The organism is Gordonia metallireducens (genome assembly GCF_021245825.1).
In the GTDB taxonomy this organism is placed as follows: Bacteria; Actinomycetota; Actinomycetes; order Mycobacteriales; family Mycobacteriaceae; genus Gordonia; species Gordonia namibiensis.
The window spans coordinates 55,216-76,132 of record NZ_JAJQJP010000021.1; the positions used below are offsets into that span (position 1 = coordinate 55,216).

A 20,917-nucleotide genomic window follows, 5' to 3' on the forward strand; every position below is an offset into this window, starting at 1 on the left:
GCGGGTAGTTTGGCAGTCTCATGACTGACCGATCCGGCACCCCGTCGCCCCGTCCCACCCGAGGTGCATCGGCAGCGGCCGCGCCCCGTTCGACCACCCCCTCCTTCGTGGCGGCGGTCTACGCCTTCGCCGTCGTCATGCTCGGGACCACGCTGCCGACACCCCTCTACTCGCTCTACGGCGACAAGCTCGGCTTCGGTGTCGCCACGACGACGGTCATCTTCGGTGTCTACGCGGCGGGCGTCATCGCCGCACTGATCGGTTTCGGTCGCTGGTCCGATGTGATCGGGCGACGCAAGCTGCTCATCGCCGGCGCCCTGCTCTCGGTGGCCAGCGCCGTCGTCTTCCTCACCGCCGGACCGGTATGGCAGCTGCTGGTGGGCCGGGTGCTGTCCGGGTTGTCGGCGGGGATCTATGCCGGCGCCGCGACGACCGCGGTCATCGAACTCGCACCGCCGTCGTGGCGGGGCCGGGCGCCCGCCGTCGCGACCGCGGCCAACATCGGCGGACTCGGGATGGGGCCGCTGATCGCCGGCGTGCTCGCCGAGTATGCGCCCGATCCCCTGCACACCCCGTTCTTCCTCGACCTCGTTCTCTTGGCACTCGCCTTCGCCGGCATCTGGCGACTACAGGAGACGGTCGACGTCAAACCCGGTGCCCGTCTCGGTGTTCAACGACTCTCCGTACCGGCCGACATGCGCGGCGTGTTCCTCCGCGCGTCGATCGCCGCCTTCGCGGGCTTCGCGGTGATGGGCACGTTCACCGGCGTGATGCCCTCGTTCGTCACGCAGGTCTTCGGCGTCGACGACCGTGCGTTCACCGGCTTGCTCGTCTTCGTACTGTTCGCCTCCTCGGCGGTCACGCAGATCGTGGTGCGTCGCATTCCCACCGAGCCCGCACTGATCGCCGGTTGCGCGATCCTGATCGGCGGCACCTGCCTGTCCGTCGTCGGCCTGGGCGCCGTGTCGACCGCAGCTCTGCTCGGCGGCGCGGTGGTGTGCGGGGTGGGGCAGGGCATGTCGTTCAGCAAGGGACTCGCGTCGGTGGTCGCGGCCAGCCCGGCCGATCGGCGAGCCGAGGTCACGTCCACCTACTTCGTGGTCGCCTACGTCGCGATCTCACTGCCCATCGTCGGGCAGGGTGTGGCCGCAGAACAGTGGGGACTGCGGCCGGCCGGCATCGCCTTCAACATCGGCGTCGCGGTGCTCGCGCTGGTGGCATTGATCCTGACGGTCATCGTGGTGAGGCGCTCGGGACCCCGTTCTCGTTGAGCACGTTCACCAGCTGCCGGAAGCGCACGCTGCTGACCAGGTCCTCCACGAGCACCACCTCACCGTCGGCGTTGGCGAGCGGGATGCACCAGTTCGGGTATTGCTCGGCACTCGTGCCGGGCTGATTCTGAATCCGTCTCTCCCCCACCGCGTCCACAAGAGCGACGCTCAACAGCACCGACGGCGTGTGCGCGATGACGGCGTAGAGGGCGTCGACGACCTCCGGTTCCGACAGCGGGGTGTCCCGCGACAGCAGTCCGCGCTCATAGGCGAGTTCGAGGACGGCGTCGCGTTCGCGCTCGTTGCGCTCCCGTTCGGCCTCTTCCCCGGTCTCGAGCAGACCCAACCGTGCGCGCAGCGCGATGTGGTCCCCGGCCAGGTAACCCGACGTCGGCGGGAGGTCGTGGGTCGTCACCGACGTCAGGCACAGTTCCCGGTAGCGTTCCGGCGCGATCGCCGCCTTGCGGTCCTGCTCGAACCACAGGATCGAGGTGCCCAGGATTCCGCGCTCGCGCAACGTGTCCTGCACCGTCGGTTCGAAGACCCCGAGGTCCTCGCCGACGACCACCGCGTCGGCCCGTTGGGCCTCGAGGGCCAGGATGCCGATCAGTGCCTCGCTGTCGTAGTGCACGTAGGTGCCGCCGGCCGGGCCCATGCCGTCGGGAATCCACCACAGCCGGAACAGTCCCAGGATGTGGTCGACGCGGACGCCGCCCGCATGGCGCAGCACGGTGCGGATCATGTCGCGGTAGGGCTCGTAACCGGCCTCGGCCAGTCGGCGCGGATGCCAGGGCGGCTGATCCCAGCCCTGGCCCTGCTGATTGAAACCATCCGGCGGTGCGCCCACCGTCGCACCGGAGGCGAGCACGTGGCCGAGCGCCCAGGCGTCGGCGCTGTGCCGGCCGACGCCGACGGCGAGGTCGGCCATCACGCCGATGGACATCCCCGCGGACTCCGCGGCATGTGCCGCGGTGGCGAGCTGCTCGTCGCAGATCCACTGCAACCAGATGTGGAAGTCGATGCGCCGAGCCAGCTTCCGGCGCTTCTTCTTCAGGTATGCCGGATCGAGGAACTTGTCCTGCCAGCGGGGGTCGTCGGCGTCATAGCGCTCGGCCAGAGCACACCAGGTGGCGAATCGCTTGAGGCCCTTGCCCTCCCGCTTCCGGAACTCGCGCAGGGCGGTCTTGCGCGCGGGACTCAGCGGCACGCCGTAGATCAGTTCGAGTGCCTCCAGCTTCGCCCGGTAGGACTTGTTGCGCCGAATCCGGTCGGTGGCGGTGTTCTCGCCCATGAACCCGCGGGCGAGCTTGTCCAACCACTTGCGCTCCGATTTCGACAATCCGTCGAGTTCGGGGATGTCGGTGACCCGGATGTAGATCGGGTTGAGGAAGCGGCGGGTGACCGGAAGATAGGGCGAGGCCTCGATCGGAGGGTGCGGTTGCGCCGCATGCAACGGATTGACCTGAACGAAATCAGCTCCGTACGCACTACCCGCGACCTCGCAGATGCCGGTCAGATCGGCGAAGTCGCCGACGCCCCACGAATCCGCCGAACGGATCGAGTACAGCTGCACTGCCAGGCCCCACCGCTGCCGCCCCAGCAGCCGGTCCGCGGTGTGCAGCCGGCGCGGGGTGACGATCAGCGGCGCGCTCGACGCCGTCGAGACGTCGAGGTCGAGAGCCTTGATCTGGTGGTATCCGGGTTCGAGGTCGTCGGGGATCGCGAAGGTCGCCCGCCCGACGAGCGCGCCGTCGATCTCGCGCGGGTCCACCCACACGTCGAGTTGTTCCGGCGCGACGTCGCGGCCGTCCTCGGTGGCGATCCACACCTTGACCAGGTTCCCGTGCGGGACATGGACCCAGAAGGTGTTGTCGCCGCCCTCGGTCACGACGGTGACCGCCGGGACGAACTCGCGCCACGGCCGCTCGTCGACCTCCCGGATCGACTCCTCGATCTCCTCGGGCGAGTCCGCGGGGACGCCGAGCGCGGTGAGGACGGCGACCAGCGTCTCCGCGCTCACGTCGTGGGTCTCCTCGTCCCAGCCCACATAGCTGGTGGCCACACCGTGACGATGCGCCAGTTCGGTCAACCTCTCGGGGATCACGTCAGCCACCTCGCCATCGTCTCAGGATTCGGGCGAGTCCGCGCTACGTCCCTTCGATACGCCCTCCGCAAGCTCCGGGCTACTCAGGGAGCGGGGAGATACGCCCTCCGCAAGCTCCGGGCTACTCAGGGAGCGGGGAGATACGCCCTCCGCAAGCTCCGGGCTACTCAGGGAGCGGGGAGATACGCCCTCCGCAAGCTCCGGGCTACTCAGGGAGCGGAGAGATACGCCCTCCGCAAGCTCCCGGCTACTCAGGGAGCGGAGAGACCGAAGATGACGCCCGGGTTCAGCAACCCCTGCGGGTCGAAGGCCGCCTTGACGGCGCGCATGGTGTCGAGGTCGACGTCGGACCGGCCCAGGTGCGTCCAGGCGGTCTTGGCGCGGCCGATGCCGTGTTCGGCGCTGATGGACCCGCCGTTGGCCGCGACGATGCCGAAGACCCGGTCGGTGACGATCCCCGCGTGTTCTTCGGGGACGTCGAGCAGGTTCACGTGGATGTTCCCGTCACCCACGTGTCCGAAAAGAATGGGGCGACAGGGGAATTCGCTTGTCGCGCCGACCTCGGCCAGCTCGGCGAATGCCTCCGGCAACGCGCGGATGGGAACGGAGATGTCGAGTTTGACGACCGGCGTCGTACTCGACCTCGCGATCGTCTCGGTGTGACTCTCGCGTGCTCCCCAGAGTGCTCGCGCGGGCGCCGGTTCGAGGACGGCGTCGACGAGTCCGTCGGTGCCGTCGAGCAATTCGGCCATCGTCGTCTCGATGTCGCCGACCCCGGACACCTCGAGCAGGACGTAGAACGGCCCGGGTGTGGCCGTCGGCCGGCGTTGTCCGTGTTCGTGGACGAGTTCCATGCCGGCCTCGGTCATGAGTTCGGCGGCCTCGACGGTGAGCCCGCGCGACGATGCGGCGCCGATCAGTCCGATCGCGTCCTCGACGTGTTCGACCGCGGCCACCGCGACGGTCGCCGTCGACGGCGGGACGACGAGTTTGAACAGCACGCGGGTGATGACCGCGAGGGTTCCCTCACTCCCGGCTATAAGCGCCGGGAGGTCGTATCCCACATTGTCTTTCACCAGCGAGGTCCACCGGCGGAGGATGCGGCCGTCGGCGAGCACCGCCTCGATCCCGAGGACCTGGGAACGCGTGTTGCCACGGCGGATCATGCGGATTCCACCAGCATTGGTCGAGACCACCCCACCCGCGGTGGCCGACTCGCGGGAGGCCAGGTCGATGGGGAAGGCCAGGCCCGCGTCCGCGGCCCGACCGTCGATGGCGTCGACGGTGGCACCGGCCTGGGCACCGACGCAGCGCCCGACCGCGTCGACCTCGTCGATGTCGGTCATGCGGGCCGTCGACAAGACGATCACCGGTTGTCCGGTGTCGTCGCGGGGTGGCGGCACCGAGCCACCCACGAGTCCGGTGTTTCCGCCCTGCACACAGATCCGGGCGCCGACAGAGGCGCATTCTCCGACGACCCGGGAGACCTCCTCGGTGGTGCGCGGCCGTACAACCGCATCTGCCTCGCCCCGGTACCGACCGGTCCAGTCGACGAGGAAGCCCTCCATCGCCGAGGGGTCGGTGAGGACGTTGCCCTCACCGACCGCCGCGCGCAGTTGCGTCAGCAGGGCATCCGCATGCCCGGGCACGGTGTCAGACCTGTGCGACCGCGTCGGCGACCGGCGTGGGTCCGTCGTTGAACTCGATGACCTTGTGCACCGTCTCGGGTCGGGCGAGGACTTCCGCCGCCACTGCGGCGACGTTGTCGCGGCTGACCTGGGCTCCGTCGCCACGGGTCCCGCCGACGGCGATCTTCCCCGTTCCCGGCTCGTCGGTGAGCCCGCTGGGTCCGAGGATCGTCCAGTCGAGGTCGCTCGACTTCAGGTAGGTGTCGGCGGCCGCCTTGGCCTCCGCGTAAGCATGGAACGAATTGTCCTCGGGGACGCCGTGATCGGGGCCGGCGCCGAAATAGGAGACGATGACGTAGCGGCGGACCCCGACCTTCGCCGCGGCGTCCATCGATCGGATCGCCGCATCCCGGTCGACGGCGTACGTTCGCGCGGGGTCACCACCGCCCGCTCCCGCCGACCAGACCACGGCGTCGTGTTCGGAGATCGCCGTGGCGATCCCGGTCGTGTCCAGGGTCTCCACGTCGGCGACGACGGGGACCGCGCCGGTCTCCGCGACATCGTGGGCGTGCTCTGGGTTTCGGATGATCGAGGTCACCTGATCGCCTCGGTCGGTCAAGATCTTCGCGAGGCGCAGCGCGATCTTGCCGTGTCCACCGATGATGGCCACTCGGGTCACTGGATGCTCACTTTCCGTTGCTCACTCGTGCTGGGGTCGACGACAGACGTACTTTTCCAACGTACCCATCCCGCAAACGACACCACCCCGGTCCGGACGCGGTGCGTCGGGAACCGGGGCGGGGTTCGCTGTGGGTGCTGCGATCAGACGCGGGTCCGGCCGCGCCCGGTCACGAGCTTGACCAGGAACAGCAAGATGCATGCACCGATCAAGCAGGTGATGAAGCTGAAGATCCATCCGGCACCTTCGACGTCGACGCCGAAGATCTTGAGGAGGAATCCTCCGAGCAGGCCGCCGATGACACCGACGACGATGTTGAGGATGATGCCCTGCTGCGCATCGGTCTTCATGATCTTGCTGGCGATCCAGCCGGCCAGACCACCGATGATGATCCACGCAATGATGCCAATTCCCAGCATATTTGCCTCCTAGGTAGTTGTTGATCCTGCGTGTGTACGTAAATCGTCCGAATCGTCCAGATCGTGCGATTTGCTACAAGACCGAACGTACCCAGGAATTCCGGGTCCAAACCTGTGGGCACGGATCTGTGTGCACATCGAGACCCGTGCGACGGTCGTGCCGAGACCTTCTCCGGCGGCGGCGTGGCCCGACCTGCGGCTATGGCCGAATCACGGGCAGGTCACCTCGATCTCGTAGGACTTGGTCACCTTCTCGGTCGGGTTCGCGAGATCGACGCCCGACGCCTCACCGGTGATCTTGTAGGTGGAGCCGTCCTTGTCGACCTCGGCGCTGCCCTCACCCACACCCTTCTGATAGCCGAGCGTCACACCGTCCACGGAACCGAGCCCGACCGACTCGACCTCCGGCGAATCCCCCGAGGACAGTACGACGCCGATGCCCGAGGTACCCGATCCGGAACCGATCCCGATCGTCACCTTCCCGGCGGCATCGGTGCAGCCGACGGACTTGTCCGCCAGATCCACCTCCTGGCCGTCGACGGTCACCTTGGCCTCCGCGTCGGTGCTCTTGGAGTCGTCCGAGCCGCATGCGGTCACGGCGACGGCCAGTGCCGCCGCGCCGAGGACTGAAGCGGTGTGCACCTTGTTCATCATGGAAACTCCTGGGCAGTCGTGAACGCCGCCGGCCGGCGGACTCCAGACGAATCTAGCCGTTGAGCTGCGCGTTGGCACAGAAATGCCCTAATCCCGGGACCTTCGGCACCGCAGTGGGTCTCAGGCGATCGACGGCAGTTTCACGTCGGCCTCGATCATCACCGCACGGGTGAGATCGCGGAACTGTTCGTAGTGCCCGTGATAGCCGTACTTGGCGTGCAGACTCGGCCACCGCGTGTGGTCTGCGGCCGCGCCGATCACATTGGCCTCGTGGAGATATGCGGGCAGGATGTTCTGGATCGTCGGATCGCGTCGGAGGCGGTGGACGGTGTCCCGGTGCAGCGACGACGACGCCCGGTACTTGGTGATGACGACACCCAATTCGACGATGGTGCGGCCGATCTCGGCACCGAAGTCGGCGACCTGCCGCTGAATGTGCGGAATCGCGTATGTGGACAACACGTCCGGGATCGTCGGGATGAGATATCCACCCGCCATGAACAATCCGTTGAGACTGAACGGACCGACGTTCGGCGGACAGTCGACGAGGACGTAGTCGTAGCGGGACATGATGGGGGCCAGCGCACCCCGGAGCACCTCGACGGCGGCGAGATGGTCGTCGGCGGCGACGCGGCGCGCGCTCATCTCCTCCTGCAGGTCGATCAGATCGAGCGACGACGGGAGGAGGTCGATCCCCGCAACCCCGTCGATCGACGACACGTCACGTTGAACGGTGCTCTCCAGGTCGAACCGGCTGGTGCCGTCGAGGACGTCGGCGAACAGGGTCGCGACGGTGTGCCCGCGCGCATTACAGGCCTCCCAACCCTTCTCCCCGATCATCATCGTGGTGAGGTTGGTCTGGGCGTCGAGGTCGACGAGGAGCACCCTCTCACCGAAGGCGCCGGCGAGGAAGTCGGCGAGACCGGCCGTGAGCGTGGTCTTCCCGACCCCGCCCTTGAGGCTGATCGTCGCGATCACCGTCGGCATGGTGTCCCCGGTCTGTTCGGTGGGCCTGCGTCGCGAGTCAGACTAACCGGGAGAAACGCGCGGCGCAGCGACTCTCAGCCGGTCTTGCCCAGGGCCTCGACCCTCTGGTCGTGGTGGGCGAAGGTGGGACCGCGCCCGCCGTCCTGCTCTGCGGCCAGCTTGGTGAAGGCGTCGTGCATGACGGCCCAGTAGGTGTCGCCGTTCGCGCGACGCCTGTCGGCCCGCTTCCAATAGCCGGGGATGCGTCGATCCAGATTCGCCAGGCGCGCCTGCGCGGCGATGAGTTTCGGTGCGACGCGTCCGATCCGGGTCGGCTCGGGAGTACCGGTGATGCGCTTGCCGAGGAACGTGCCGCCGATGAAGAAATACAGGCCGTGCAGGGTCTGGTGGAGCGCCGACTTCACCTGCGCGTCGATCAACGGCACCCTGACCTTGTCCATCAGCGTGTTGAGCATCATCTCGGAGACGTCGTTGAGCGCCTCGGAGAACTCCGACGGCGGCTCCATCACCGCATAGCCGTAGTCGAGGAGCTCCACCGCTTCGCCGAAGGTGCGCGGGATCATCGCCTCTCGGATACCCAGGATGTGACCGATGTACGACCAGAAGATGTTGAGGTCTTCGAGGTCCCGATAGTCGTAGTGACGACCGTAGTTGATGTCGTACATGAGGTTGGCGACCCCGAACGACGGGATGCCGCCGGACATCTCGGCATTGGAGATCGGCACACCGTGCTGGGCAACCCATTCCTCCCCCCACTTCTTGCGCAGCATGACACGCGCCTGCGCGTGCATCAGTCGTACCCGGACGGCGTTCTTGAACGCGGTGCCATAGCGGTCCAGCGCCCCCGGTGCGGGCAGGTGCACCCAGAACTCGGCGGTCTCCAGCGATCGGTTGACCATGTTGCGCTGCATGCGACCCATGGTTCCGACCGCGCCGCCCACCGAACCTCCCTGGACGGTGACCAGGGTGTTGAGGAAGATCAGCGACGCCTTGCCCGCCGGGCTCACGCTGTTGGCGACGATCGCGCCCCGGTCGACGCGCTCCCTGGTGATCCAGGACGGCGGGTTGTCGATGTGCTCGAAGAGCGCGACGAGTTCCTCCGGCGGATCGTCGATGGTCTCCAGCCCGTTGTCGAGGGCGTCTTCGAACATCTGCCGTCCGGTCCGCGGGGGCAGTCTGCGGAACATCTGCACGACCGCGTCCATCTCCGGATCACCGACCCAGAGATGGTCTTTGGCGCGGGCGACGATGCCGCCGGTGTCGGGGAGCCGATCCTGCACGTCGACCCAGCCGTCGAGCAGTCGATGACGGGCGGGTGTCCAGTCCGGGTTGAACGTCGGCCGCGCGGGCGGTGCCGGTCGCAGCGGGCGCCCCAGCACCGGATCGATCGGGGCGTCGGGGGCGGGCGGCGGGGCGAGGGCGTCGAGTTGATCGTCGAGGACGGTCATGGTGTCTCCGTACGGTCCGAGGTCCGGCTACTTAGTAATCTAGGTTAGCCAACTCGATGCCCGTCCGGAGCGGTTCCGTATACGAAGCCGCCTCCGCGCCGAACCCCGCGGTCCCGTACCGCGCACCAGTCCCCGCATCGCGACCGGCCCGCCCTGACGTTTCCACCGATGGTCATGATTCGGGAGAACGCGGTAACTCGATCGGCCCCGACTCTGCCGAGATCGTCGAAATCTGTGAGAATGGCGTCGCCGTACATTTACGCCGAGACCGCGCGGACACCACGGCACATTTCATGAACCGAGGAAATGCGCGACGGTCCGCAATCCCCTGGCTTCACGTGATACCGATTCACCGAACGCGGCCGCCTCACCTCCGCAAGACAAGGACAGTCATGACCACTCGTCCCACGAACGCTCGTATCCGAAGGCTTTCGGCCGGAATGGCTTTCGCCGCAGCTGCGGCGACAACCATTGTGCTCGCACCGTCCGCGTCGGCCACCCCGGGAGATGTCACCGTCTCACCGTCGGTGTCCGGAAACACGATCACTCTCGCGGTCACCAACAATGCGAACAAGCGCATCGGCTGCGAGATCTTCGGGGTGAAGGCGAATACCGCTCCTGCCGCCTCGGCCGTGGCCTTCGGTTATCAGACGCCTGAGGAACTCGGCGCCCTCATATCACCCGGCACGTCGAAGAATGTGCCGATGCGGGTCACCGCGGGCAACCCGCCGAAGCCGACCGGGCCCACGACGATCCCGAACGGGACCTACGACATCTACTGGGGATGCGCCACCATCACCCTGCCGCCGGGCTCCGTCCGCGAGCAGTTCTGGAGCACCAACCCGCCGTTGACCAACATGACCCCGACCGCCGGGGCGCCGGTCCGCGTCACGGTGACGGGTGCCGGGCCGGCCACGCCGGAACCCCGGTCGGAGGCGCCCACGACACCGGCTCGCCCGACGGTCCCCGGGTTCCCCGGCATCGAGATCCCGGAGCAGATCTGCGCCCCGTGGGCCTGCTACCCGCTGCCGAGATCCTGATCGCTCACCGACGCGGCGTCACAGCGGCGTCGGGTGATTGTCCTTGGACTTCGAGCGGAACAGCATGTAGCCGCCGTAGAGGGCCAGCCCGATGAGTGCGATCCAGAAGAGCCCCTTGAGCAGCGGCCCGATCACCGCCAGCGCGATGAGGACGACCGCGATGATCCCGAGGACCTTCCAGAACGTGGTTGACGAATTCGTTGATGTGCTCATGCCCCGAGTCTCCGCCGGCACCCCGCCAAAATCCACAGGTCAGCCGGTATATGGGGCGAAGTTCAGGGACATCCCTGAGACCCGTCCCTAGCGCTGGAACCAGGCCTCGGGATTGCCGCTCAGGGCCTTGGAGATCCGCAGACGCGAGGTGTTGGTGAGGTCGTCGGGCAGATCGTCGGGTGCGAACCAGGCGACGTCGGAGTTCTCGTCGTCGGCCGCATGCGGTTCGCCGTCGACGTACCGCGCGAGGAAGCAGACGTCGAGGTAGCGCGTCTGATCCCCGTTGGGATAGGTGATCAGCGGGGTGACGTCGATACTGGTCAGTCGGACGATCTCGGCGGTCACGGCCGTCTCCTCGGCGACCTCGCGCAGCGCCGCACGGGCAGGCTCTTCACCGGGTTCGAGCACCCCGGACACGACCGCCCACTGTCCGTTGTCGACGCGCCGGGTGAGCAGCAGACGGCCGTCGGCGTCGCTGACGACCACGCTGACACCCGACAGCCAGAGCTCGCGATGACCGACCTGGGCACGCAGGTCGCGGATGAAGTCGGGGATGGGCATCCCCACATCCTGCCCGCCCGGGCCTCGGGGCGTGCGGCGGTGGCGCGCACAATGTGATCCATGAAGATCTCCCGACGAGCCGAAGGGATCGCTCCGTTCTACGCGATGGAGTTCGCGCGGAACGCGGCCGAGCTGGAGGCGCAGGGCCACCACGTGGTGAAGCTCAACATCGGCGAACCCGACTTCGGGCCGCCGCCTGCGGTTCTCGCGGCAGCCCGTGAGGTCAGCGACGGCCGGCCGCTCGCGTACACCGGTGCACTCGGTCTCCCGGAGTTGCGGGCCGCGATCGCGGACTTCTACGGGCACCATTTCGGCGCGGAGGTCGACCCTCGACGGGTCGCGGTCACCTCCGGCGCCTCGGCGGCGCTGCTCATGGCGTGCGCCGCACTCATCGATCCCGGCGACGGGGTGCTCATCGGAGATCCGTCGTACCCGTGCAACCGCCAGTTCGCCCACGCCTTCGGTGCGCGGGTCGACCTGATCGAGACCACCGCGGAATCGCGCTTCCAGTTGACGACCGATGACATCGCGAGGTCCTGGACCGACACCACACGCGGTGTCATCGTCGCCACCCCGTCGAATCCCACCGGCACCTCGATGCCGTACGACGAGCTGGTCGCGATGACCGATCTCGTCGCCGCACGCGGCGGCTGGTCCATCGTCGACGAGATCTATCTCGGCCTGTCCGACCCCGGTGCGGACGGACGCGCGCCGCGGAGCATCCTCGCCACCGACACCGCGGGTACGGCCGAGACGGTCGTGATCAACAGCTTCTCCAAGTACTTCGGCATGACCGGCTGGCGTCTCGGCTGGTGCATCGTGCCCGACGAGCTGGTCGAGGTCATCGAACGTCTCGCGCAGAACTTCTACGTCTGCCCGCCCACCCCCTCCCAGTACGCCGCGCTGGCCTGCTTCACCCCGGAGTCCCTGGCCGTCGCCGAGGACAACCGGCGCGAGTTCGCACGTCGCCAGCACCTCGTCATCGACGGGCTCGCCCGCATCGGGCTCGACGTGCCGGTCGTCCCCGACGGGGCGTTCTACGTCTACATCGACGTGAGCTCGACCGGTCTGAGCTCGGCGGAATTCTGCGACCGCGCCCTTCGCGAGGCGCACGTCGCCCTCACGCCGGGCAAGGATTTCGGGGTCGCCGGCGCCGATCGCTTCGTCCGGCTGTCCTACGCGGCGTCGACGGAGGATCTCGCTCTCGCGATCGATCGGCTCGGCGCGTTCGTGGGGGCCGCAAACCCCGCGTGACCCGCATCTGACGTCAGCCTCGCGGATAGAGTGTGATCTGCAACACTCTTCGAGCCCAGGAGACGTCGCATGAGTATCGCCGATCTCGACACCGTGGACCCGAAACGGATCGCCGAAGAGGCGGGCAGGGTCCTGCGCGAGCGGACGACCGGCGAGCCCCGGGTCCCCGGTGTCGTCGCCGGGGTCACCACGGACCAGCGGACCGCCTACCTCGAGGCGGTCGGGCTCCGGGCCGCCGACGCCGATCATGCGATGACCACCGACTCAGTGTTCACCCTGTTCTCCATGACCAAGGCGATCACCGCCACGGTCGCGCTCCAACTCGTCGGCGAGAAGCGGCTCGACCTGCATGCGCCGGCGAGCGAGTACGCACCGGCCATCGCCGGCCTGGAGGTGATCGAGGGATTCGACGACGACGGCAACCCACGGCTGCGCCCACCTGCCTCCGCCGTCACCACTCACCAACTACTCACCCACACAGCAGGTTTGGGCTACTCCTTCTTCAACGAGACCTACCGCCGGCTCGAAACCGAGCACCGGCAGCCGCCCATCTCCGAGTCGACGCACGCCGCACTGCGCACACCGCTCCTGTTCGATCCGGGCACCGCGTGGGAGTACGGCTCCAACATCGACTGGGTCGGCCAGGTCATCGAGGGCATCACCGGCCGCCGCCTCGGTGACGTGATGAGCGATCGCGTGTTGTCGCCACTCGGCATGTCCGACACCGCATTCACGCTCTCCGGCGACACCCGGCACCGCCGCGCGATCATGCACCACCGCCGTGGCGACACCCTCATCGCAGATCACCGATGGGAGCGAACCCGCGACCCCGAGGTCCACATGGGCGGGCAGGGTCTGTACTCGACGGTCCCCGACTACCTCCGGTTCCTGCGGATGTGGTTGCGGGACGGCGAATCCGATTCCGGAGACCAGGTCCTCCGACCCGAGATCGTCGAGTTGGCGTTGCGGAACCACATCGGCGACCTGAAGGTCAAGAAGCTGCCCGGGGTGATGCCGGAACTGGCCAACGACGCCGAATTCTTCCCCGGCACACCGAAATCCTGGTCCTACGCCTTCATGATCAACGACGTCGACGTGCCCACCGGCAGACCGGCCGGCTCCCAGTCCTGGGCCGGCCTGGGGAATCTCTATTGCTGGATCGATCCGGTCGACAAGATCGGCGGCGTCTGGGCCACCCAGATCCTCCCCTTCGCCGACCCGACCTCCATGAGCGGATACCTCGACTTCGAGACCGCGGTCTACCGCGCGCTCAGCGTCTGACCCGGAACCTGCCGACCGGACTCCCAGAAATCTGGGGGCGCACCGGTTCCAGAGGTTCCGCCGCGACATTTCCGGCGTTCGAGGGATGGCGGGAACAAAAGGTGCTCAGCGACTCTGAGTGCCATGAACACATCGGGACCCGCGGTGCGGAACACCGCACCCGGCCCCGCTTCACCATCCGCTCCGCTCACCGAACCGCGAAGGAACCACACCGTGTCCATCACCTCCGAACCGATCGACTTCACCGACCTCGACGCCCTCGTCACCACCGTCGCAGGCCCGGTCCTGACACCGACCGACGACGGTTACACCGCTGAACTGACCGGCTTCAACCTGGTGGCCATCCCGGCCGCGCAGGTCGTCGTCGGCGCGACCGGTGCCGAAGACGTCGCCGCCGCAGTGCGATACGCGCGGGCCAACGGTCTGCGGGTCGGCGCCCGGGCCACCGGACACGGGGCCCCGATCGAGGGCCGCGGCACGGTCGTCATCACCACCTCGCGGATGACCGACATCGTCGTCGACCCGGTCACCAGGACCGTCCGCGTCGGCGCCGGCGTCCGCTGGCGTGACCTCGCCGCGGCGACCGCGCCTCACGGACTGACCGGCCTGGTCGGCTCGTCGTCGTCGGTCGGCGTGGTCGGCTACCACCTCGGCGGAGGGCTCAGCCCGCTCGGACGCCGATTCGGTTGGGCCGCAGATCATGTCCGGTCGATCGAGCTGGTGACCGCGGACGGGGTCATCCGAACGGTCGATCCCTCGGCCGGTTCGGACCTGTACTGGGCGATCCTCGGCGGACGCGACGGCTTCGGCATCGTCACCGCCATCGAGTTCGAACTCTTCGAGCTCCCCACCGTGTACGGCGGCGGCATCTTCTTCGCCGGCTCGGCGGCGGCCGACGTGCTCCACACCTGGCGTGAGTGGGCGCCGACCCTGCCGGAGGAGGCCGGCACCTCGGTCGCGATCCTGCGCCTGCCGCCGGACCCCAACCTGCCGGCCCCGTTGCAGGGTCAGCTCGCGGTGCACGTCCGCTACACCCACACCGGCGACCCGGCCACCGCGGCAGCACTTCTCGCCCCGATGCGCTCGGCCGGCCCCATCCTGCTCGAGAACATCGACGTGCTCCCGACCGCCGCTCTCGACGCCGTGCACATGGACCCGCCGGGCCCGATGCCTTCCGCCGAACGCGGCAGCATCCTGCACGAATTCCCGGCGTCGGCCGTCGACGCCCTTCTCGACGCCGCCGGACCGCACGTCGCGAGCCCACTGGCCATCGTCGAGGTCCGCCTGATGGGCGGCGCGCTGACGCAACCGCAGCGCGTACCCAACGCGGTCGCCGGACGCCACGGCGCCTTCAACGTCGTCGCCATCGGCGTGCCGGCCGGCCCCCTCGGCGACCAGGTCGGCGCACACCTGGCCGCCGTCACCCGGGCCGTCGCGCCGTGGTCGGCCGGTGCACTGCTGAACTTCTGCGGACTCGCCGCCGCCGAACGAGAGCAGCTCTGGACGCCCGAACAGCGGGTACGCCTGGAGACGATCCGCCGCCGTCACGACCCGACCGGGGTCCTCCGGGTGGATGATCCCAGCTTTGTGGGATAGACATCGATGCAGCTCAGGAACATGATTGCCAGATGACATCGAGCCTGACCGCCGAGCGCGTGCGCCGCGACATCGAAGTCGTGGCGCACGCCGGTCTCGGCCTCGACGACTTCTTCGCGGAAACCGTGGAGTCGTTGCGTCGTGCGGTACCCATCGATGCCGCCTGCATCGGCACCTTCGACCCCAACACGGTCATGCTGACCTCGGCCCGGAAGTACGGGGACCTGCTCGGTCAGGACCACAAGGATCCGGAATGGGGGCTTCTCGAGTACGGGCAGGTCGAACCGTCGAGTTACCGAGAACTGGTGGCGCAGAAGCGCGATGCCGTCGGCCTCAATCTCCTGACCCGGGGTCGGACCCAGCAGTCCGAACGCATGACGCGCCTCATGATCCCGGAGTACTGCTTCCACGACGAGGCGCGCGTCGTGCTCCGCGACGGGGATCGGGTGTGGGCCGGGATCGCGATGTTCCGCAGCGGCGCGGGCTGCCGCCCGTTCACCGACGACGAGATCGACTTCCTCGGCTCGCTGTCGCAGACACTCGCACACGGGGTTCGGATCGGGCTGCTCAGCACGGTCGTCGCCGAACAACGGCCCTCGATCAACAACGGGCCGGCCGTCCTGATCATCGATCGCAACAACGAGATCGTGCAGATGAGCGCCGGCAGCCAGGAGCGCATCGACGACCTCGCGGCGGGACCGAACAGTGCGGCGGCCGTGAACCCCATCTACGGCCTGATCGGTGCCGCACGACGCTACGGTGCCGGCGAGACGCAGGTACCGCCGCGCCTACGGGTCCGCGGCAGATCGGGAATGTGGCTCGTCATCAACGCATCCCCGCTGTCCTCGGTCGACGGCCGGCCCGGCGAGGTCGTCATCACGATCGAGGAGGCGCGCCCGCCGGAGATCATCCCGCTCGTCGTCGAGGCCTTCGGCCTCACCGCGCGTGAGCGTGACGTGACCCAGATGGTGTTGCAGAACGTCGCCACCAAGGACATCGCCGCAACCCTGCACGTATCCGCGTACACGGTGCAGGATCACCTGAAGTCGATCTTCGACAAGGCCGGGGTCCGGAGCCGTCGCGAACTCATCGCCCGGGTGTACTTCGACCAGTACGCGCAACGTCTCAACGATCCGCTCACGCCCTCCGGCTCCTACGCGTCGGCCGAATAACCAAAGCTCACCTGCACATTCCCACCGAGGGCCCGCATCGCGGGCCCTCCATTCGTCGTCAGAAGACCGGCGACTTGGTCGGTCGTCTCACAGTGAGACGTTTGTTACCTGCATCACACGGTTGTATCGAAGTCGCTCCAGTCCATGCGGGCCGGCACACCCGTCGGCTCCCTCAAAAGAGGAGGCGCACTTTGAGCAGGCAGAGCTTGACGAAAGCCCACGCGAAGATCACCGAGTTGTCCTGGGAGCCCACCTTCGCGACCCCGGCCACTCGATTCGGAACCGACTACACCTTCGAGAAGGCCCCCAAGAAGGACCCGCTGAAGCAGATCATGCGGTCCTACTTCCCGATGGAGGAGGAGAAGGACAACCGTGTGTACGGCGCCATGGACGGCGCCATCCGCGGCAACATGTTCCGCCAGGTCCAGGAACGCTGGCTGGAGTGGCAGAAGCTGTTCCTGTCGATCATCCCGTTCCCCGAGATCTCGGCGGCCCGCGCGATGCCGATGGCCATCGACGCGGTCCCCAACCCCGAGATCCACAACGGGTTGGCCGTGCAGATGATCGACGAGGTCCGTCATTCGACGATCCAGATGAACCTCAAGAAACTGTACATGAACAACTACATCGACCCGGCCGGCTTCGACATCACCGAGAAGGCATTCGCCAACAACTACGCCGGCACCATCGGCCGACAGTTCGGCGAGGGGTTCATCACCGGTGACGCCATCACGGCAGCCAACATCTACCTCACGGTGGTCGCCGAAACCGCATTCACCAACACGCTGTTCGTCGCGATGCCCGACGAAGCCGCCGCCAACGGCGACTACCTGCTCCCCACCGTCTTCCACTCGGTGCAGTCCGACGAGTCGCGGCACATCTCCAACGGCTACTCGATCCTGCTGATGGCTCTCGCAGACGAGCGCAATCGTCCTCTGCTGGAACGTGATCTGCGGTACGCGTGGTGGAATAACCACTGCGTCGTCGACGCCGCGATCGGCACCTTCATCGAGTACGGCACCAAGGACCGCCGCAAGGACCGGGAGAGCTACGCGGAGATGTGGCGCCGGTGGATCTACGACGACTACTACCGCAGTTACCTTCTGCCGCTGGAGAAGTACGGGCTCACGATCCCGCACGATCTGGTCGAGGAGGCCTGGAACCGGATCACCAACAAGCACTACGTCCACGAGGTGGCGCGCTTCTTCGCCACCGGCTGGCCGGTCAACTACTGGCGCATCGACGCCATGACCGACAAGGACTTCGAGTGGTTCGAGGAGAAGTACCCCGGGTGGTACAACAAGTTCGGCAAGTGGTGGGAGAACTACAACCGTCTCGCCTACCCGGGCCGCAACAAGCCGATCGCCTTCGAGGACGTCGACTACGAGTACCCGCACCGTTGCTGGACCTGCATGGTGCCGTGCCTCGTCCGTGAGGACATGATCGTGGACAAGGTCGACGACCAGTGGCGCACCTACTGCTCGGAGACCTGCCACTGGACCGACGCGGTCGCCTTCCGCGACCAGTACGACGGCCGGGACACCCCGAACATGGGACGCCTCACCGGATTCCGCGAATGGGAGACCCTGCATCACGGCAAGGATCTCGCCGACATCATCAAGGATCTGGGCTACGTCCGCGACGACGGCAAGACCCTCATCCCGCAGCCGCACCTCAACCTGGATCCGAAGAAGATGTGGACGCTCGACGACGTCCGCGGCAACGTCTTCAACAGTCCCAACGTGCTGCTCAACGAGATGTCCGACACCGAGCGGGACGCGCACATCGCGGCGTATCGCGCCAATCCCAACGGGGCCGTGCCGGCCTGACGGCACGCCGGTGGGCGCCCCCTTCCGAGTTGCTCGCAACTCGCTCCTCAGGGAGCAGGAGACGCTCGCGAGCTCGCTCCTCAGGGAGCGGTGATGACCGCAAGCCATCGCCTCCCCCAGCTCCCTGAGGAGCGCAGCACCTCCCTTTTCCAGACAGGAGTTTCCGTGGCCGACACACATCACATCAACTTCGTCCCGGTCGACATCGAGATGGAGGTCGCCGAGGACGAATCGATCCTCGACGCCGCGTTCCGACAGGGCATCCACCTCATGCACGGGTGTCGCGAGGGCCGGTGTTCGGCCTGCAAGTCGTACATGCTCGACGGGGATGTCCAGATGGACAACTACTCCACCTTCGCCTGCAACGAGGCGGAGGAGGCCGAGGGCTATGTGCTGCTGTGCCGGTCCTACGCCTACAGCGACTGTGAGATCGAGCTCCTCAACTTCGACGAGGACGAATTGCTCGGCGGCGCACCGATCCAGGACGTGCGCACCCGGGTCGCCGCGATCGAGCCGGTGACGACCGACATCGTGTCACTTCGTCTCGACGTCGTCGAACCGGAGACCTTCGAGTTCAAACCCGGTCAGTACGTGGACCTCTCGGTCCCCGGCACCGAGGAGAAGCGTTCGTTCTCGATCGCGACCACCCAGGCCACTCCGGACAAGCTGGAGTTCCTGATCAAGAAGTACCCGGGAGGCCTGTTCGCCGGCCTTCTCTCCGACGGCCTCTCCCCCGGCGACGAGATCATGATCAACGGCCCGTACGGGTCGTGCACCCTGCGCAACGGCCATGTACTGCCGATCGTCTGCATCGGCGGAGGGGCCGGAATGGCCCCGCTGCTCTCGCTGCTGCGGCACATCAGCGAAACCGGTCTGAACAGGCCGGTTCGTTTCTACTACGGGGCCCGGACCGCGGCGGATCTGTTCTACCTCGACGAGATCGCCGCACTAGGCGAGAAGATCGCCGACTTCCGGTTCGTCGCCTGCCTGTCGGAGTCGGCCGACGGAGCCCCGGACGGCGTCGAGGTCGCCGAGGGAAACGTCACCGACATCGTCAACTCACACGAATCCGATCTCGCCCGAACGGAGGTGTATTTCTGCGGCCCCCCGCCCATGGTCGATGCGGCTCTCGCTCTCGCCGACCAGCATTCGGTCCCCCGGGACCAGACCTTCTACGACAAGTTCACCAGCCCGGCTTTCGACTAGAAGTCGCCGAACGAGGAGGAACGACAGGTATGTCCGCCCCCACCGCGCCGAAATCACCACAGCGCGAACGCAGTTTCCCGAGCATCGAATTCACCGACGCCGAGGCCGGCGCCAAGGAATTCCCGAGCAGCAAGAGCCGCAAGTACAACTACTATCAGCCGGCCAAGAAGCGGGCGACGGTCTACGAGGACGTCACCGTCGACGTGCAGCCAGACCCGGAACGCCACCTGACCCAGGGCTGGATCTACGGCTTCGGCAACGGTCCCGGCGGTTATCCGCAGGAGTGGACGGCTGCGAAGTCGAGCAACTGGCATGCCTTCCTCGATCCCAACGAGGAGTGGGAACAGACCATCTTCCGCAACAACTCGGCGGTGGTCCACCAGGTCAATCTGTGTCTGCAGAATGCCAAGCGAGCCCGCGTGTACGACGGCTGGAATCCCTCGTGGCTCAAATTCATCGAGCGCAACCTCGGCGCCTGGATGCATGCCGAGAGCGGCATGGGCCTGCACGTGTTCACCTCGATCCAGCGGTCCGCTCCGACCAACATGATCAACAACGCGGTCGCGGTCAGTGCGGCGCACAAGCTGCGTTTCGCCCAGGACCTCGCGTTGTTCAACCTCGATCTCGCCGAGGCCGAGGAGGCCTTCGACGGCTCGGCACACAAGGAGGTCTGGCAGTCGGCGCCGGAATGGCAGCCGACCCGCGAGGCCGTCGAGCGGCTGACCGCGATCGGCGACTGGGCGAAGTTGTTGTTCTGCACCAACATCGTCTTCGAGCAGCTCGTCGGGTCGCTGTTCCGGACCGAGCTGATCATGCAGGTCGCGGCGCGCAACGGCGATTACATCACCCCGACGATCGTCGGCACCGGTGAGTACGACTACGACCGCGACCTGAACTACACCCGGGCCCTGTTCCTGATGCTCTCCCGCGACGAGCAGTACGGCGCGCAGAACCGCGCATTGTTCGGCGAGTGGCTCTCGGAGTGGGTGCCGCGCTGCCTCGACGCCGCGCGTGGGCTGCAACCGATCTGGTCGCAGCCGGCGGACAAGTCGGTCACCTTCGCCACGAGCCTCGACGCGGCGACCGAGAAGTTCCGCGACGTACTCAAAGCCATCGAAGTCGACATCCCCGAGGAGCTGAACCGATGACCTCCATGCAATTCGGCGCACAGACCGAGTTCTCGAACATGTGCGGCGTCACCCTGATGAACACGCCCGTCGGCCGCGTCGTGGCCGACGTCATGGGCGCCAAGGAAGGTGTCGAACTCACCGAGTACCCGTCGATGATCCGGGTCGACGGCGTCAACCGGCTCGAGTTCGACTACGACGAGCTCACCGACGCCCTGGGTCAGGAGTTCGACGGATCGGTCTTCGAGGAGATCAGCTCCACCCACTACGGGCGGATGGTTCACCTCGACGACCGGACCTACCTGTTCGCGAGCCCCGAGGACGCCGCCGAGTTCATCGGGTTCGATCTCACCGCGTCGAGCTGAGCGCAGGCCCGACCCCCGATCTGCGTCGTGGGCGCCGGCGAACACCCCCCCCCGGCCCCCCCCCCCCCCCCCAAACCCCCCCC

19 protein-coding genes are annotated in these 20,917 nt (G+C 67.1%); 10 read left to right on the forward strand and 9 right to left on the reverse strand.

The genetic code is table 11. The annotated features are described in order from the left end of the window. Positions 1-20 precede the first annotated feature (20 nt). Positions 21-1,271, forward strand: a complete 1,251-nt coding sequence (locus LQD00_RS06835; protein ID WP_232716298.1) for an MFS transporter — start codon at positions 21-23, stop codon at positions 1,269-1,271. On the opposite strand, the gene malQ is transcribed toward LQD00_RS06835, so the two are convergent. From malQ to LQD00_RS06870, 7 genes are all read right to left on the reverse strand, one after another. After that, a complete protein-coding gene (gene malQ / locus LQD00_RS06840; protein ID WP_406566972.1) occupies positions 1,234-3,384 on the reverse strand; it encodes a 4-alpha-glucanotransferase in 2,151 nt (716 codons plus the stop codon). The genes LQD00_RS06835 and malQ overlap by 38 nt on opposite strands. Positions 3,385-3,626: 242 nt before the next feature. Further along, positions 3,627-5,024 carry an FAD-binding oxidoreductase gene (locus LQD00_RS06845; RefSeq protein WP_232716300.1) on the reverse strand — a complete coding sequence of 466 codons (1,398 nt, stop codon included), beginning with the start codon at positions 5,022-5,024 and terminating at the stop codon, positions 3,627-3,629. Positions 5,025-5,028: 4 nt separating this feature from the next. Next, positions 5,029-5,682 (reverse strand): SDR family oxidoreductase, encoded by a 654-nt coding sequence (locus tag LQD00_RS06850; RefSeq protein ID WP_232716302.1) that lies wholly within the window; start codon positions 5,680-5,682, stop codon positions 5,029-5,031. Between the two features lie 143 nt (positions 5,683-5,825). Beyond that, positions 5,826-6,101 (reverse strand): GlsB/YeaQ/YmgE family stress response membrane protein, encoded by a 276-nt coding sequence (locus tag LQD00_RS06855; RefSeq protein ID WP_232716304.1) that lies wholly within the window; start codon positions 6,099-6,101, stop codon positions 5,826-5,828. Positions 6,102-6,311: 210 nt separating this feature from the next. Continuing rightward, the gene (locus LQD00_RS06860) at positions 6,312-6,755 is read right to left on the reverse strand and encodes a lipoprotein LpqH (RefSeq protein ID WP_269784737.1); all 444 of its coding nucleotides are present in this window, start codon (positions 6,753-6,755) and stop codon (positions 6,312-6,314) included. 120 nt (positions 6,756-6,875) lie between these two features. Continuing rightward, positions 6,876-7,742, reverse strand: a complete 867-nt coding sequence (locus tag LQD00_RS06865; protein ID WP_232716305.1) for a ParA family protein — start codon at positions 7,740-7,742, stop codon at positions 6,876-6,878. Positions 7,743-7,816: 74 nt separating this feature from the next. Beyond that, complete coding sequence (locus LQD00_RS06870; RefSeq protein ID WP_232716306.1) at positions 7,817-9,190, reverse strand: oxygenase MpaB family protein; 1,374 nt, start codon at positions 9,188-9,190, stop codon at positions 7,817-7,819. Positions 9,191-9,582: 392 nt separating this feature from the next. Here LQD00_RS06870 and LQD00_RS06875 point away from each other — a divergent pair, with 392 nt between their 5' ends. After that, positions 9,583-10,230 carry a hypothetical protein gene (locus tag LQD00_RS06875; protein WP_232716308.1) on the forward strand — a complete coding sequence of 216 codons (648 nt, stop codon included), beginning with the start codon at positions 9,583-9,585 and terminating at the stop codon, positions 10,228-10,230. A gap of 18 nt (positions 10,231-10,248) precedes the next feature. Here the strand turns inward: LQD00_RS06875 and LQD00_RS06880 are convergent, their stop codons facing one another. Beyond that, a complete protein-coding gene (locus LQD00_RS06880; protein WP_232716310.1) occupies positions 10,249-10,443 on the reverse strand; it encodes a hypothetical protein in 195 nt (64 codons plus the stop codon). 87 nt (positions 10,444-10,530) lie between these two features. Then, on the reverse strand, positions 10,531-11,004 hold the full coding sequence (locus LQD00_RS06885; RefSeq protein WP_232716312.1) for an NUDIX hydrolase: 474 nt from the start codon (positions 11,002-11,004) through the stop codon (positions 10,531-10,533). A gap of 60 nt (positions 11,005-11,064) precedes the next feature. Between LQD00_RS06885 and LQD00_RS06890 the strand changes: the two genes are divergently transcribed. The 8 genes from LQD00_RS06890 (at position 11,065) to mimD (ending at position 20,834) form a co-directional block, all read left to right on the forward strand. After that, on the forward strand, positions 11,065-12,258 hold the full coding sequence (locus tag LQD00_RS06890; RefSeq protein ID WP_232716314.1) for an aminotransferase class I/II-fold pyridoxal phosphate-dependent enzyme: 1,194 nt from the start codon (positions 11,065-11,067) through the stop codon (positions 12,256-12,258). Between the two features lie 69 nt (positions 12,259-12,327). Further along, positions 12,328-13,539 (forward strand): serine hydrolase domain-containing protein, encoded by a 1,212-nt coding sequence (locus LQD00_RS06895; protein WP_232716316.1) that lies wholly within the window; start codon positions 12,328-12,330, stop codon positions 13,537-13,539. A gap of 213 nt (positions 13,540-13,752) precedes the next feature. Further along, positions 13,753-15,135 (forward strand): FAD-binding oxidoreductase, encoded by a 1,383-nt coding sequence (locus tag LQD00_RS06900; RefSeq protein WP_232716317.1) that lies wholly within the window; start codon positions 13,753-13,755, stop codon positions 15,133-15,135. A gap of 32 nt (positions 15,136-15,167) precedes the next feature. Next, positions 15,168-16,307 carry a LuxR C-terminal-related transcriptional regulator gene (locus LQD00_RS06905; protein WP_006866947.1) on the forward strand — a complete coding sequence of 380 codons (1,140 nt, stop codon included), beginning with the start codon at positions 15,168-15,170 and terminating at the stop codon, positions 16,305-16,307. A gap of 191 nt (positions 16,308-16,498) precedes the next feature. Then, positions 16,499-18,136 (forward strand): aromatic/alkene/methane monooxygenase hydroxylase/oxygenase subunit alpha, encoded by a 1,638-nt coding sequence (locus LQD00_RS06910; protein WP_040536196.1) that lies wholly within the window; start codon positions 16,499-16,501, stop codon positions 18,134-18,136. 165 nt (positions 18,137-18,301) lie between these two features. Beyond that, positions 18,302-19,342, forward strand: a complete 1,041-nt coding sequence (locus tag LQD00_RS06915) for a 2Fe-2S iron-sulfur cluster-binding protein (RefSeq protein ID WP_006866949.1) — start codon at positions 18,302-18,304, stop codon at positions 19,340-19,342. A 29-nt stretch (positions 19,343-19,371) separates the two neighbouring features. Continuing rightward, positions 19,372-20,490 carry an aromatic/alkene monooxygenase hydroxylase subunit beta gene (locus LQD00_RS06920; RefSeq protein ID WP_006866950.1) on the forward strand — a complete coding sequence of 373 codons (1,119 nt, stop codon included), beginning with the start codon at positions 19,372-19,374 and terminating at the stop codon, positions 20,488-20,490. Then, positions 20,487-20,834 (forward strand): propane 2-monooxygenase effector subunit MimD, encoded by a 348-nt coding sequence (gene mimD, locus LQD00_RS06925; RefSeq protein WP_006866951.1) that lies wholly within the window; start codon positions 20,487-20,489, stop codon positions 20,832-20,834. Before LQD00_RS06920 ends, mimD begins: the two co-directional genes overlap by 4 nt. The last annotated feature ends 83 nt before the right edge of the window (positions 20,835-20,917 follow it).

What these genes read in the sequence shown, in the direction of transcription:
- LQD00_RS06855 (WP_232716304.1), bottom strand. Translation starts at nt 6,101, where the DNA reads ATGCTGGGAATTGGCATCATTGCGTGGATCATCATCGGTGGTCTGGCC.
- LQD00_RS06865 (WP_232716305.1), bottom strand. Translation starts at nt 7,742, where the DNA reads ATGCCGACGGTGATCGCGACGATCAGCCTCAAGGGCGGGGTCGGGAAG.
- LQD00_RS06880 (WP_232716310.1), bottom strand. Translation starts at nt 10,443, where the DNA reads ATGAGCACATCAACGAATTCGTCAACCACGTTCTGGAAGGTCCTCGGG.
- LQD00_RS06835 (WP_232716298.1), top strand. Translation starts at nt 21, where the DNA reads ATGACTGACCGATCCGGCACCCCGTCGCCCCGTCCCACCCGAGGTGCA.
- LQD00_RS06885 (WP_232716312.1), bottom strand. Translation starts at nt 11,004, where the DNA reads ATGCCCATCCCCGACTTCATCCGCGACCTGCGTGCCCAGGTCGGTCAT.
- LQD00_RS06860 (WP_269784737.1), bottom strand. Translation starts at nt 6,755, where the DNA reads ATGATGAACAAGGTGCACACCGCTTCAGTCCTCGGCGCGGCGGCACTG.
- LQD00_RS06875 (WP_232716308.1), top strand. Translation starts at nt 9,583, where the DNA reads ATGACCACTCGTCCCACGAACGCTCGTATCCGAAGGCTTTCGGCCGGA.
- LQD00_RS06890 (WP_232716314.1), top strand. Translation starts at nt 11,065, where the DNA reads ATGAAGATCTCCCGACGAGCCGAAGGGATCGCTCCGTTCTACGCGATG.
- LQD00_RS06905 (WP_006866947.1), top strand. Translation starts at nt 15,168, where the DNA reads ATGACATCGAGCCTGACCGCCGAGCGCGTGCGCCGCGACATCGAAGTC.
- mimD (WP_006866951.1), top strand. Translation starts at nt 20,487, where the DNA reads ATGACCTCCATGCAATTCGGCGCACAGACCGAGTTCTCGAACATGTGC.
- LQD00_RS06870 (WP_232716306.1), bottom strand. Translation starts at nt 9,190, where the DNA reads ATGACCGTCCTCGACGATCAACTCGACGCCCTCGCCCCGCCGCCCGCC.
- LQD00_RS06920 (WP_006866950.1), top strand. Translation starts at nt 19,372, where the DNA reads ATGTCCGCCCCCACCGCGCCGAAATCACCACAGCGCGAACGCAGTTTC.
- LQD00_RS06895 (WP_232716316.1), top strand. Translation starts at nt 12,328, where the DNA reads ATGAGTATCGCCGATCTCGACACCGTGGACCCGAAACGGATCGCCGAA.